13 protein-coding genes are annotated in these 12,521 nt (G+C 50.6%); 8 read left to right on the top strand and 5 right to left on the bottom strand.

Annotation, left to right across the window (positions count from 1 at the left end; translation table 11 throughout):
• Window positions 1-30: 30 nt before the first annotated feature.
• Window positions 31-597 (bottom strand): hypothetical protein, encoded by a 567-nt coding sequence (locus BTA51_RS13285; protein ID WP_094707950.1) that lies wholly within the window; start codon window positions 595-597, stop codon window positions 31-33.
• Window positions 598-818: 221 nt separating this feature from the next.
• Between BTA51_RS13285 and BTA51_RS13280 the strand changes: the two genes are divergently transcribed.
• Both BTA51_RS13280 and BTA51_RS13275 read left to right on the top strand, forming a co-directional pair.
• Window positions 819-2,156 (top strand): diguanylate cyclase, encoded by a 1,338-nt coding sequence (locus tag BTA51_RS13280; protein ID WP_094707949.1) that lies wholly within the window; start codon window positions 819-821, stop codon window positions 2,154-2,156.
• Window positions 2,157-2,318: 162 nt separating this feature from the next.
• Complete coding sequence (locus BTA51_RS13275) at window positions 2,319-3,410, top strand: GGDEF domain-containing protein (protein WP_094707948.1); 1,092 nt, start codon at window positions 2,319-2,321, stop codon at window positions 3,408-3,410.
• A 177-nt stretch (window positions 3,411-3,587) separates the two neighbouring features.
• On the opposite strand, the gene BTA51_RS13270 is transcribed toward BTA51_RS13275, so the two are convergent.
• From BTA51_RS13270 to BTA51_RS13255, 4 genes are all read right to left on the bottom strand, one after another.
• On the bottom strand, window positions 3,588-4,238 hold the full coding sequence (locus BTA51_RS13270) for a GNA1162 family protein (RefSeq protein WP_094707947.1): 651 nt from the start codon (window positions 4,236-4,238) through the stop codon (window positions 3,588-3,590).
• A complete protein-coding gene (locus tag BTA51_RS13265) occupies window positions 4,235-4,600 on the bottom strand; it encodes a DUF4810 domain-containing protein (protein WP_094707946.1) in 366 nt (121 codons plus the stop codon). Before BTA51_RS13265 ends, BTA51_RS13270 begins: the two co-directional genes overlap by 4 nt.
• 42 nt (window positions 4,601-4,642) lie before the next feature.
• Complete coding sequence (locus tag BTA51_RS13260) at window positions 4,643-5,311, bottom strand: CsgG/HfaB family protein (RefSeq protein WP_094707945.1); 669 nt, start codon at window positions 5,309-5,311, stop codon at window positions 4,643-4,645.
• A gap of 243 nt (window positions 5,312-5,554) precedes the next feature.
• Window positions 5,555-6,652, bottom strand: coding sequence for an ABC transporter ATP-binding protein (locus BTA51_RS13255; RefSeq protein ID WP_094707944.1), 1,098 nt, complete (start codon window positions 6,650-6,652; stop codon window positions 5,555-5,557).
• Window positions 6,653-6,862: 210 nt separating this feature from the next.
• On the opposite strand from BTA51_RS13255, the gene BTA51_RS13250 reads away from it, so the two are divergent.
• From BTA51_RS13250 to hypA, 6 genes are all read left to right on the top strand, one after another.
• Window positions 6,863-8,746: an NAD(P)H-dependent oxidoreductase subunit E gene (locus BTA51_RS13250; protein WP_094707943.1), complete on the top strand. Its 1,884-nt coding sequence runs from the start codon at window positions 6,863-6,865 to the stop codon at window positions 8,744-8,746.
• 15 nt (window positions 8,747-8,761) lie between these two features.
• Complete coding sequence (locus tag BTA51_RS13245) at window positions 8,762-9,541, top strand: 2Fe-2S iron-sulfur cluster-binding protein (RefSeq protein WP_094707942.1); 780 nt, start codon at window positions 8,762-8,764, stop codon at window positions 9,539-9,541.
• Window positions 9,542-9,553: 12 nt separating this feature from the next.
• Entirely contained in the window at window positions 9,554-10,114 is a 561-nt protein-coding gene (locus BTA51_RS13240) for an NADP oxidoreductase (protein ID WP_094707941.1), read from the top strand.
• Window positions 10,115-10,179: 65 nt separating this feature from the next.
• The gene (locus tag BTA51_RS13235; protein WP_094707940.1) at window positions 10,180-11,640 is read left to right on the top strand and encodes a Ni/Fe hydrogenase subunit alpha; all 1,461 of its coding nucleotides are present in this window, start codon (window positions 10,180-10,182) and stop codon (window positions 11,638-11,640) included.
• Between the two features lie 36 nt (window positions 11,641-11,676).
• Entirely contained in the window at window positions 11,677-12,162 is a 486-nt protein-coding gene (locus tag BTA51_RS13230; protein ID WP_168188162.1) for a hydrogenase maturation protease, read from the top strand.
• A complete protein-coding gene (gene hypA, locus BTA51_RS13225; RefSeq protein ID WP_094707938.1) occupies window positions 12,155-12,496 on the top strand; it encodes a hydrogenase maturation nickel metallochaperone HypA in 342 nt (113 codons plus the stop codon). Before BTA51_RS13230 ends, hypA begins: the two co-directional genes overlap by 8 nt.
• Window positions 12,497-12,521: the final 25 nt, after the last annotated feature.

Below are 12,521 nucleotides of genomic sequence, written 5' to 3'. Positions count from 1 at the left end.
TGCAGCCTTGATTCCTCGGGATGCCGCTTATCAGGGCCAGACAACACCTTCAGAACAATTTTCCACATAGACCTGGTTCACCCGGGTATCGTTCGGAATAAATACCTGATTAACAGCAGATTTTGCATAGATCATGTGTTGGCACTGGGCGCTCTGTCCGGGTCCAACCACGAACTTGGCTCCGACTTTAATCGTGCATGAACTTAAGCGGTCCAGAGTGCTCCAGGAAGGACAGATCCCATTATCCTCCCGATATTTGGATTTGGGGCCTTGAGGCTGGCTGAAGGACCACCAGCTACCGTACTCGGTATAGCTCTTTTCACTGTTCCAGACCCGATACACTGTAATGGGCTGGTTGGCGACAAACACTTTGCCCTCACAGAGTTTTCCTTCGCCTGAAGCCCCCAGGGCTTTGCTCAACAATTCCTGGTCGCTGGCTTCCGATGCCCCAGGAGGCGGTGGCTGTATATAGCCCACGCAGGCGATGTCATCGACTCCCTGGTCGCTGACCGGTTCTGCTGGCTGAAGGGTGGAACAGCCACTGATAAATGTGGCCAGAAGGAAAAGAATAAGGAGATTTGTCTTTTTGTAGTCCATAAGTTTTCACATCCTTTTGCTCGACTTAGTGATTCTGGAAAAACAGTTCCGTTTTTAGCTGCGGCGGAGGTGATATTTCCCGCCAGCAGCCATCAATCTAGTCGAAATCCCAAGAATTTGCTTCTGAATACGGGCCGATTGTCAATCAATAGGATGATTAATTTCAGGATATTTCTGGACAGGGGCATATAATGTAGAAAACCTTTGAGTTTGGAAAAGCCGTGAATTCATTAAGAACCAAATTTATTCTAGTACTTCTGGCTGCTTGTATTCTCATGGCCGTTATCGTGGCCATCCTCACTCCGGTGATGATTGAACACGAATTTGTTGAGAGGGCCAAGGAAGCTCACTATGGAAGGTTTAGTCAGGCAATCGGTCGCTATATTGAACGAAACCAGTCCTGGGGGACTGAAGAGGATGCCATGCGCTTTGCCGAGATGGCGCAGCGCGGCAGGGAGCGTATGTTGGGCGATCCTCCCGCTAACGGCAGGCCGCTTCCTCCTCATTTGCTGGGGAATTTTGAAGAGCCGGGGAGTCCTGCTCCTGGAGCGTTAGCCACGGCTGGTATGCTCTCTTTCGAGTTTGTACTGTTTGATACGCAGGGCAATGTCCTGCATGGCGGGAAGGATTATCAGCCAGGACAAAAGGTTGACCCCAGCGCATTTGATTCGGCCGATCCTATCACCTACAAAACTTCAGTGGTTGCCTATGCGGTTCCCAGTGGCACGACGCCGTTAACACCGACGGATGAGGCCCATCTGCATACACTGCAGGAAACTTTATTCTTCTCAGCCCTGTGCGCTCTTTTATTGATTATTCCCTTTGTTATTTGGGAAAGCCGCAAGTTGGTCGGGTCGTTGAACCAGTTGATATTGGCGGTCAATAAAATGGGGAAAGGTGAGCTGGAGCAACAGGTTCCCATTAAGTCCTCAGATGAAGTCGGAGTTCTGGCTTCTGCTTTCAACTCCATGAATTCCCAGCTGGTGGAAGCCTACAATAAACTTGAAGAATCCCGTGATATGGTAGCGCGCCAAGCAGAGCAACTCCGGGAGCTGAGCATTCGGGATGAATTGACCGGCCTGTATAATCGGCGCTTTTTCAACGAAGAAGTGACGGTTCTGCATGCGAATGCCATTCGTTACGGACACGCGTTCTGTGTCGTGCTGGGGGACATCGATCACTTTAAGAAAATCAACGATAACTTCTCCCATACCACCGGAGATGAGGTGCTCAAGACCGTCGCGCATATTCTGCAAACTTCCATCAGGAGTAGTGATATTGTCGCCCGCTACGGGGGAGAAGAGATGGTACTGGCGCTTCCCAATACGTCTCCCAAGTCTGCCTGGGATATGATGGAAAGGGTTCGCACGACGATAGAAAACCATCCCTGGCACAACATTGCTGAGGGGCTGATTGTCACCATGAGCTTTGGGATATGTGATGAGCCTACAGGTGATGATTATGAGCACATGTTGATTGTGGCGGACGAGCAGCTATATAAAGCCAAGCATTCAGGTCGTAATCAGGTATGTAGTCTCAGCCTGACGCAGAATGCCTGATGAGCGATAAATAACCAATTTCTTCTTACCGGAAAGAGACTGGCCAGGAAGGCCACTCAGGCTAAACAATATTTACTGTCATCTTTGTCTGTAAAATAACCGATAATCACCTTATACTCTCCCCCCTTAAATTTACTACTCACGAAAACCATAAATATAAAAATGCCGATACGAGATCCCGGTGAACGTTTTTTTCGTAGTACCGCTCTAGCGATGTTGCTGTTGGCGTTATTTGCTTCAGGCTCTGCTACAGTGATTCATTATCTGGAGCCGGACGCCTATCTGTTGGACCGGATACTTCCTCCGGTGATGACCGTCATTTTTACATCGCTGTTGGTGGCTCTCCGGCTGCGGCCTGGCTGGATAATGAAAATTACCCGCCTGACGTTGGCTGCCTCAATCGTTGCTCTTACGATACCTTCCTGGTTTTATGTGTCACAGGCTTTCGCTTCACCGGACATTCGTCTGGTGGATTCATTTCCCCCGATATCGACCGCATTGATAGTGGTTATCATCCTCATCATGATATTCCTGCCTACCCGTCAGGCTTTTTGTACAGCCCTGTTTGCCTGGAGTTCCGTTGCATTGCCGGTCCTGATTTACCTGTTGGGGCACAACGATGAACTATGGAGTTATCGGGGAAAGGATATGATGATCAGCTACGGACCCGCCTTTCTGGTGGTTCTGGTATTGATTCCTTTTCATCGCGGTTTGCAGAACAAAGTAGAAAGGCTGCACGCAGATCATGAGCACATGCAGAATGTCGCAGATCTGGACCCATTGACCAGATTGTTTAACCGTCGTGCATGCGAGCGTCATTTGCAGCAAATTCTGATCGAAGGTTGCCGGGCCGGAGTGGTGCTGTTTGATATTGATCATTTCAAGAGAATCAACGACACCTTTGGACATCCCACAGGTGATGCGGTGCTGAAGGAAATTGCCGACCGCTTTAACCATGCAATCCGCAAAGACGGCTGCGTTTCCCGCTGGGGAGGCGAAGAGTTTCTGATGATTTTAAGACGAGTGGACGAACAGGCTCTGATGGGAATTGGCGAACGATTGCGTCAGGTGATCAGTGAAGATCCCATTGAGCCGGTGGGACGTGTTACTGCCTCGTTCGGTGTCACGATGGTCAGGCCAATGGACACGATGTCTTCTCTGTTGGAGAGGGTAGACCGGGGCTTGTATCAGGCAAAAGAGGCTGGCCGGGACTGCGTGGTATTCTTGCCGGAAGTCGAACTCTCTGAGGTTTAGCCTGTCACCGCTGAATTGGATTCGGCAGAATTGAAAGAGATCTGCAAAGGTTGAGAATGATCTTGCTGGATTGAACGATCTGACAGAGTTAACAGCAAAAAGAAAGGGTGTGGTAGTTCCACACCCTTTTTTCGTATCCACACTCTTTTTCGTATTTACCGTTAATTTTCGGTGAGGTTATTGAGGCTCTGATTTGTAGTAAGGCCCAGGTAACAAACCCCGATATTGGTTGTTAACGGTGTAATAGTTGGCTCTGCGGGAGAGTTCAGGTGTTTTGTCCGATATAGTGCTGACGATCTGATGCACTACCGCAGAAAGGAGAGCCTTTGACAAATCGTTTCCACCATCATTGGAGGATTCCTCTTCATGGGCAACCCCTTCCCATAGCAGTTCACCGGTCCTGGCGTCTACCAGGCGCCAGCTGGACGATACAACTGCCTTGGAGGAAATGACATTGTATTGCTGGCCCCAGTCCTCAATCGTGACATACAGAACCGCATCCGGTCCGATAATTTCCCTGATTTTTTCCAGGGGGACCTGATTCATTTCCATCGGTGTCGGCAGGCCGTTCTGTTTCATGAATTGGTCGATGACGGCCACCGGAAAAACATAGTAGCCTTTCTCCGCTAACGGGGCTGATATGGTGGAAAGGAAAGTATAGGGCGCACTCACTTCCACGGTATTGTTCACCGGAGGAATGACCAGGATCGAGCGTGGTTTGGCTTCCTGTAGCGCCGTATAGTCATAGGGTTGAACGGCACACCCGGTGACGAGCACAAACACCATGAGAGACAAATACTTGAGCTGGCTGAGAGACGGGAGCTTCATTGTTTGGCCCCCTTGCGTGCTCTTTCCAACATGCCGTCAATAAACGTTGCAGACTCCGGGTACAGAGCCTTTTCCTCGTTTAATGCCTCGACTGCCAGTTCAGGGCTGCCGTCTTCGGCATAGATCATTCCCAGATGGGCATAAAGACCGGGGGGGACCTGCATGTCCTGGCTTTGGGCGCGTTGAATCGTGGCTGTCAGCTTCTCTATCTGAGCAGAGGTATCAGCTTCGCCCGGGTTGTTATACATGTCGTAAATCACCGGCTCGTAATCACCCCAGTAATAGAGAGGCTTTTGGGTGGCGCATCCACTCAACAGCAAAAGCACGATCACGGCTGATGCTTTTATGTGCACAGCATTCATTAATCAGATATTCCTTCTGTCCGTTTTGAAGGGAGGGTAAGATTACTTGCTGAACTTCAGCACGCCGCCTTCCAGGTCGTTCACCATGTTGTTAACGACTTCTGTGATGGCAAAATTCAACACTTTGCCGTTCAGTGTGGCGTCGTAACCAGCAGTGCCGCCAAAGCCGACAATTTCGCGGTTGCTGAGGGAGTACTCACCGGCACCTTGAGTGGAATAAATGATCTCTGAAGTGGTGACATCCACAACCGTGAGGGAAACCTTGGCATAGGCGACCTGTTCTTTACCGCGCCCCAGCAGTCCAAACAATTGGCGATCACCCACTTCTTTACGGCCGAATTCAGTGACGCTGCCGGAGATGACGTAGCGCGCACCTGAAATCTTCTGATCGACACCCGCCAGTTGGGCTTCCCGTTGCAGCTCGTCCATGTTTTCCCGGTCCACCAGATTGAAACGGTTGGTTTGCTGAAGATGGGTTTTAAGAATCGTTTTGGCCTGATTACCCAGACGGTCAGTATTGGAAGAAAATAATCCCTGCATGTAATTGGAACGGTTCTGGAAGTTACCAACCACCAAAGTACTACGTTCACCTGTGTAGTTGGAACGATAGGATTGGACCTTCTCTGGTTCAACAGCTCTATGGCTTTCTGTCGCGCAGGCGGTAACCAAAGTGGCAAGTAATAATACGGCGAGATATTGCAGTCCTTTCAAGGGATTTCGTCCTCTGTTGAATTTGTCTTATCTGGATGGGCAGAGAGCCACCGGATGTTTAGGAAAAACAGGCTGATGCTAGCACGAATTCTAAAATCACAATAGACTGTCATGCCGTTTGCCTGCTCTTCTCGTGCGCTCCTTTTTATTCCCTCACTATGCACTCATTGGCCGACGGTATGCGCCCGTTGGTTGAGAGATTGCGGTTGCCAGCCGGCGCGTAATTGTAATGAATATTCAGTATCAGGAAACTAGGGAAATCCCTGTGTTTACATCAAAAAAGTGAAGTCGTTCGGAATCGAAGTAAAAGGTGACTTCATCCCCTTCAAGGGCATCAAATTCCGCTGGTGACTCGATTGTCATCCGCTGATTTCCAAAGTCGGCTTCAATATGAACCGTCGAACCGAGAAAGTCGCAAGCAGAGATTTTCAGCGGCAGAGGTAAAGGCGTGCCCGGGGTGACAGAGGCTGCATGCACGTGGATATCGGTCGGACGGATCCCCACAATGATGTCGCCTTCATCTTTTTTGCTCAATATGATTGAGGATGGCAGCGCGATATCGTTAGAGCCGAGGGTTATCACGGCTTGTTCTCCCTGATAGCTTAGCCTTGCCATGACCTGATTCATGGCCGGACTGCCGATAAAACTGGCAACAAATTTATTGGCAGGATTGAGATACACATGCTTCGGAGAACCGATCTGTTCCACCTTACCGTCACGCAGAATGATGACTCTGTCCGCCAGCGTCATGGCTTCTATCTGGTCATGGGTAACGTACAGCGTGGTCTTTTTGAATTGTCGGTGGAGCGCCTTGATCTGAGCTCTCATCACGCTGCGTAAAGCTGCATCCAGATTGGAAAGGGGTTCGTCAAACAGGAACACCTCAGGATCTCTTACCATGGCCCTGCCCATGGCAACACGTTGTCGCTGGCCCCCGGAAAGCTCTTTGGGTTTACGTGCCAGATATTGGTCCAATTGCAGCATGGTGGCGGCCTTCTGAACCTTCTCAGTGATTTCTGCGGGCTTGTGTCCCAGCAACTTGAGTCCGAAGCCGATATTGTCATGGACAGTCATGTGCGGATAAAGCGCATAGGATTGGAATACCATGGCGATATCCCGCTTTTTGGGCTCCAGTTCGTTGACGATTCTATCGCCCACACTGATGACACCATCGGTAACTTCTTCAAGGCCCGCCAGTAAGCGGAGAATGGTCGACTTACCGCAGCCTGAGGGGCCCAATAAGACTATAAACTCACCGTCCTCAATGTCCACGGAAAAGTCTTTGATGACATCCACGGGGCCGAAACTCTTGGCAACCTTTTCAAATTTGACTGCGGCCATTTTTGTAATTCCTGTAATATCAACTTCAAAAAAGCGGCATACTTTTGAGCGGAAATTTCTTTTTTACCTGCTCTTATTGAAATACACCAGACCTTAGGCGCAGGATAGTGAAATAACCCACAAGGGATTGATGCAACTCAATACAGGAATCCCCGTCAGGCAGTACAAAGGGATACCGGGATCAAACAATTAAAAGACTAGCTTATTGCCATGGAACCAAGCACCTACACGCAAGGTATAGTTCAGGAAGCCTGCCGTCGATTCGGCAATGATGCCCACCGGATGATGGACATTCTATGGGAAGTCCAGGATCGGCTGGGCTGTATCGATGGTCAAGCAATGGAATGTATCGCCGCCGAGACTGGCAGTTATCGTGTAGAGGTTGAGGGTGTCGTGACCTTTTACGCGTTCTTTGCCACTACTCCCCAGGGACAGTTCATTATTCGGATTTGCGAAGACATCATTGACCGTCACGCAGGAGTGGAGGAAATCAGGGCCGCTTTTGAGAAAACTCTCGGAATTGCAGTCGGGCAAACCACAAACGACGGTCTGTTTTCCCTGCATCTTACTCCTTGTATCGGCATGTGCGATCAGGCTCCGGCGGTGTTGATCAATGATCTGGTGGTTACCGGTCTGACACCGGGTAAGGTTTCCAAAATTGTCAGCACCCTGAAAAAATCCCGTAACCTCAATGACATTAAGCCCCAGTCCAAAGGCGGGTTGTTCAAGCCTGGAGAGGGTAACAACCAGCATCCGCTGATTCGTTCCATGGTGAAAAACAATATCCGACTGGCCGGGGAGATTCTGCTGAATACCTATTCTCCTGAGGCCGGGTTGGCTGGTGCGTTGCAGCAAACACCGGCCGAAGTGGTGGAGATGATTCTTGCCTCCGGACTTCGAGGACGCGGTGGAGCCGGTTTCAGTACCGGCAGAAAATGGCAGATGGCAGCGGCGACGGAGGCCGAAGAGCGTTATGTCATATGCAACGCAGATGAAGGCGAGCCCGGAACCTTTAAAGATCGGGTTTTGCTGACAGAAAAGGCGGATCTGCTGTTTGAGGGAATGACCATAGCCGCATACGCCGTCGGTGCGCGTCACGGTATCCTTTATCTGCGGGGGGAATATCGATACCTGCGTCCCTACCTCGAGCATTGCCTTGAGGAGCGACGCAAAAAAGGACTGCTTGGGGCGAATATCGGAAAAACTGTCGGCGGGCAGTATGACGGGGAGTTCGATATTCGTATCCAGATAGGTGCGGGGGCCTATATATGCGGTGAAGAAAGCTCCCTGATCAGTTCCTGTGAAGGTCGCCGCGGCGAACCGAAGAACCGCCCTCCTTATCCGGTACAGTCTGGCTATCTTGGTTACCCCACAGTTGTGAATAATGTGGAAACTCTGTGTAACGTGCCACGAATTCTGGAAAAAGGGATAAGCTGGTTTCGCTCTATCGGTACATCAGAAAGTGCCGGTACTAAACTGCATAGCGTCAGCGGAGATTGCAGCCGACCGGGGATATATGAGCTTCCCATGGGGTGTACGGTACAGGAGCTGCTGGACCTTGCAGGTGCAAAAGATTCTGCCTGTGTTCAGGTGGGGGGAGCCAGCGGGGATATGATCGGACGTACCGAGTTTGGTCGCCGGTTATGTTTCGAAGACCTGCCGACGGCCGGAGCCTTCATGAGCTTTACCCAGACCCGCAATATTCTGGAAATCGTTGACTACTATATGCACTTCTTTATTGAAGAAAGCTGTGGTTATTGCACCCCCTGCAGGGTTGGCAATGTCTTCATGAAAAAAGGCCTGGAAAAGATCATTCAGGGGCAGGGTGAACCCAGCGATCTGGAATATCTTAAAGACCTGGGCAAAACCATCATCGAAACCAGCCGCTGCGGATTGGGACATACCTCTCCCAAGCCCATTCTCACCTCCATGAAGCATTTTCCATTGGTTTATGCCGCCCTGTTGAAGGAGCGTCCCGACGGGTTGCAGGCTGGGTTTAATATTCAGCATGCACTGGATGAGTCACGTATTATCGCTAAGCGCCGGTCATTGATATATGACCCGGATTACAGCAAATCGGAAAAAGCCGACTAAGGGGAATGGAGAAGCATGACGAAGAATTCTGTCGCTCCTGACCAGGACACCCTGCAGTTTACTGTTGACGGTGAAGTATTTAGCGCCAAAAAAGGTCTTTCCATCATGGATGCCTGTGATGCTGCCGGTGTCTACGTTCCGCGTCTTTGCGATTCCGACGGACTGGTTCCCCAGGGAAGTTGCCGGGTCTGCTCGGTAAAGCAAAATGGGCGTACGGTAGCGGCTTGTACCCAGCCACTGGAAGACGGAGCCGTGATAGAAAATGAAAGCCTGGAGATTAAAAACTACCGACGGGATCTGGTGCGGATGCTGTTCCATGAAGGGAATCATTTATGCCCGATCTGTGAAGCCAGCGGCCGTTGTGAACTGCAGGCCATGGCCTATCGTTTGGGAATCTCCCAGGCGACTAAATATCCTTATTTACAGCCGGTGAGGCCGGTGGATGCTTCCCATCCGGACATCGCCCTGGACAATAACCGCTGCATCCTTTGTGGACGTTGTATTCGGGCATCCCGGGATGTGGACGGCAAGAATGTATTTGAATACGTAGGCAGGGGCATTCACAAGCGTATCGGGGTGAATGCGGATTGTCTGGCCAATACGGATGCCTCGATCGACGACTATGCCATGTCCCTGGATGTTTGCCCGGTAGGATGCATTATCCGCAAGGGGGAGGGTTTTTTTGCCCCCATTGGGGAGCGGCAGTTTGATCATGGACCCATCGGTTCTGAGATACAGCATCCGGATAGCCGGTTGATTCCGGTGAAGCAGTATGATCCCCGGGAAGATTCGTAGGGGAGATGAAAGATGAAGAAAAAGCGTATTGCCACAGCGTCACTGGCGGGGTGTTTCGGCTGCCATATGTCGCTGCTGGACATCGATGAGCGCATTATCGATCTGATGAAAGTGGCCGAGTTTGACCGGTCTCCGCTGAATGATTTCAAAAAGTTCACCCGTCGTTGTGATATCGGCCTGATTGAAGGTGGCTGCTGTAACGAGGACAACGTACATGTGTTACGGGAATTCCGAAAAAACTGCGATGTTCTGGTGGCTGTCGGCCAGTGCGCCATTATGGGCGGGCTGCCGGTGATGCGGAATGCCATCATGCATTCGGACGACCCTCTGAGAGAGTGTCTGGATGAGGCTTATCGGGCTTCTCCCAAAGTCATGAATCCTGATAACCAGATTCCCAATGATCCGGCCTTACCATTGCTTCTGGATAAGGTGTACACCGTGGTGGATGTGGTCAAAGTGGATTATCAGATACCGGGCTGTCCTCCCTCTGGGGATGTGCTCTGGACGGCGTTAACGGCGCTGATTAAGGGGGAACCACCTGAATTGGATTGGGCACTGATTAAATATGATTAGATCGTGCCGGAAAATGCGGAAAGCATTTCATCATTCTTAATGACGACGAATTTGTTGGAATAACCATGGAAAGCCGCAAAGCGCGTATTGTTGAAATAGAGCCCGTTACCCGGGTGGAAGGTCACGGAAAGGTGACAGTGCACCTGGACGAGCACAATAATGTCAGTGAAGCCCGGCTTCATATTGTTGAGTTCCGAGGCTTTGAGCGTTTTATCCGCGGGCGTCTGCTATGGGAAGTGCCGGTCATCGTACAGCGCTTGTGTGGAATCTGTCCTGTCAGCCACCACATTGCTGCGGCTAAAGCCATGGACATGATTGTCGGGGTGGACCAGTTAACCCCAACGGCGGAAAAAATGCGGCGTCTGATGCACTATGGCCAGATCATGCAGAGCAATGTCCTGCATTTTTTCCATCTGAGTTCACCGGATCTGCTGTTCGGTTTTGATGCGGCAGCCAAAAAGCGCAACATTTTCGAAGTCATCAAACAGTTTCCCGATCTGGCCAAGCAAGGCGTATTGATGCGCAAATACGGCCAGGAAGTGATTCTGCATACCGCCGGTAAAAAGATACATGGTACCGGTGCTATTCCGGGCGGGATTAATAAAAATCTTTCGATTCAGGAACGGGATGCCCTGTTGATTGATGTGGATATGATGATCTCTTGGGCACAGAACGCGATACAGGTCGCCAAGAACTACACCCTTGAGCATCTTCCGCTGGTCGAGCATTTTGCCAACTTCAAATCCAGTCACATGTCGCTGGTCCGGGAGGACGGAGCACTGGACCTGTATCACGGAAACCTGAGAGCCGTGGATGCCGCAGGGAACATTATTTTCGACCAGATTGATTATCGTGATTTCAACGATTATCTGATGGAAGAAGTTCGTTCCTGGTCCTACATGAAGTTTCCCTTTATCAAAAGCCGCGGCAATGTGGATGGTTGGTACCGGGTAGGACCGTTGGCCAGGATGAATACCGTGAGCTTTATTGATACGCCGTTGGCCAACAAGGAATTTGAAGAGTTCCGCAGCTTTGGCCAGGGAAAACCGGTCAGCATGACACTGGCCTATCACTGGTCTCGCATGATTGAAGTTCTGCATTGTGTGGAAAAAATCAAGGAACTGCTGCATGACCCGGACCTTCAGGGCACGGATCTGCGGTTGAAGGGGGAGCGTAGGGAAGAGGGAATTGCGGTTATTGAAGCGCCGCGCGGCTCGCTGTTCCATCACTATAAAGTGAATGAACATGACCAGGTGACCTACTGCAACTTGATTGTCTCCACAACCCACAACAATACCGCCATGAATCGTGCGGTAACGGATGTGGCCAAAAAATACCTGTCCGGCCAGAAGACGATTACGGAAAAAATGCTAAATCATATTGAAGTGGCGGTCCGGGCTTATGATCCCTGTCTGTCTTGTGCCACTCATGCCCTGGGGCAGATGCCGTTGGTGGTGGAAGTCCTGGATGTCGAAGGAAAAGTGGTGGACCGGGGCAGTCAGTATGCTGAGTTGGAAAAAGGATAAGTAGATTTTAGGTGGATGAGGGTAGGTAGATTTTATATGAATGGCGGTTTGACCCTCATAATTGGTTACGGCAATCCGGGACGTCAGGACGATGGTCTCGGACCTGAGTTCGTGCGTCGTGTAGATGACGGTAACTGGCAGGGAGTGTCTACTCAGGTCAACTACCAACTGACGGTTGAGGACGCGGTCGATATCGCCCGGTATCCACGGATTATTTTCGTGGATGCCACTATCGAACCCTCAATTGCGACGGAGCAGGGGTTTAGCTTTACTCCGGTTGGCGAAGCTTCGGGACAGCCCTTTGCCAGTCACAGTTTGACTCCGGGTAGTCTTATGGAGCTTGCAAGAACTCTGTTTGATGCCAGAGCTGAGGCTTATATTCTGGCAATTTCGGGTTACGAGTTTGATCAATTTGAGGAAAAGCTCTCTGCGCGGGCCGAAGCGAATTTACTGAATGCTCTGGATTATTGTCGGCAATGGTTACAGAGGCATCCTGTCAGTGAGTTAGAAAGTCATGCATGAACTGTCTTTGGCGGAAGATATGCGGGACCTGATTCTGGAGAAAGCCGAAAAAGACGGCTTCCGGAAAGTGGAAAAAGTCTGGCTGGAAGTCGGTGAACTTGCCTGTGTTGAAGCGAGTGCGATGGAGTTTTGTTTTTCGGCTGTCATGGCCGGTACTCCGGCTCAGGGGGCCAAGCTGGAAATTATATCGATTCCTGGAGAGGGAGAGTGCCATCAATGCCATCATCGGTGGCGGGTCCAGGAATTGTACGACTGCTGTCCGGAGTGCGGCAGTTTTGGAGCCAGGATTATTCAAGGCCGAGAGGTTCGGGTGAAATCCATTTCAGTGATCTAATGGTTTCAGATTGAATTGCGGCAAT

It is taken from the genome of Hahella sp. CCB-MM4 (assembly GCF_002260525.1).
Classification (GTDB): domain Bacteria; phylum Pseudomonadota; class Gammaproteobacteria; order Pseudomonadales; family Oleiphilaceae; genus Hahella.
This window is presented reverse-complemented; position numbering and strand designations above follow the sequence as displayed.

Excerpts from the sequence above, each read along its gene's own strand:
- BTA51_RS13245 (WP_094707942.1), top strand. The coding sequence starts at position 8,762 with ATGACGAAGAATTCTGTCGCTCCTGACCAGGACACCCTGCAGTTTACT.
- BTA51_RS13255 (WP_094707944.1), bottom strand. The coding sequence starts at position 6,652 with ATGGCCGCAGTCAAATTTGAAAAGGTTGCCAAGAGTTTCGGCCCCGTG.
- hypA (WP_094707938.1), top strand. The coding sequence starts at position 12,155 with ATGCATGAACTGTCTTTGGCGGAAGATATGCGGGACCTGATTCTGGAG.
- BTA51_RS13240 (WP_094707941.1), top strand. The coding sequence starts at position 9,554 with ATGAAGAAAAAGCGTATTGCCACAGCGTCACTGGCGGGGTGTTTCGGC.
- BTA51_RS13275 (WP_094707948.1), top strand. The coding sequence starts at position 2,319 with ATGCCGATACGAGATCCCGGTGAACGTTTTTTTCGTAGTACCGCTCTA.
- BTA51_RS13250 (WP_094707943.1), top strand. The coding sequence starts at position 6,863 with ATGGAACCAAGCACCTACACGCAAGGTATAGTTCAGGAAGCCTGCCGT.
- BTA51_RS13235 (WP_094707940.1), top strand. The coding sequence starts at position 10,180 with ATGGAAAGCCGCAAAGCGCGTATTGTTGAAATAGAGCCCGTTACCCGG.
- BTA51_RS13265 (WP_094707946.1), bottom strand. The coding sequence starts at position 4,600 with ATGAATGCTGTGCACATAAAAGCATCAGCCGTGATCGTGCTTTTGCTG.
- BTA51_RS13270 (WP_094707947.1), bottom strand. The coding sequence starts at position 4,238 with ATGAAGCTCCCGTCTCTCAGCCAGCTCAAGTATTTGTCTCTCATGGTG.
- BTA51_RS13230 (WP_168188162.1), top strand. The coding sequence starts at position 11,677 with ATGAATGGCGGTTTGACCCTCATAATTGGTTACGGCAATCCGGGACGT.
- BTA51_RS13285 (WP_094707950.1), bottom strand. The coding sequence starts at position 597 with ATGGACTACAAAAAGACAAATCTCCTTATTCTTTTCCTTCTGGCCACA.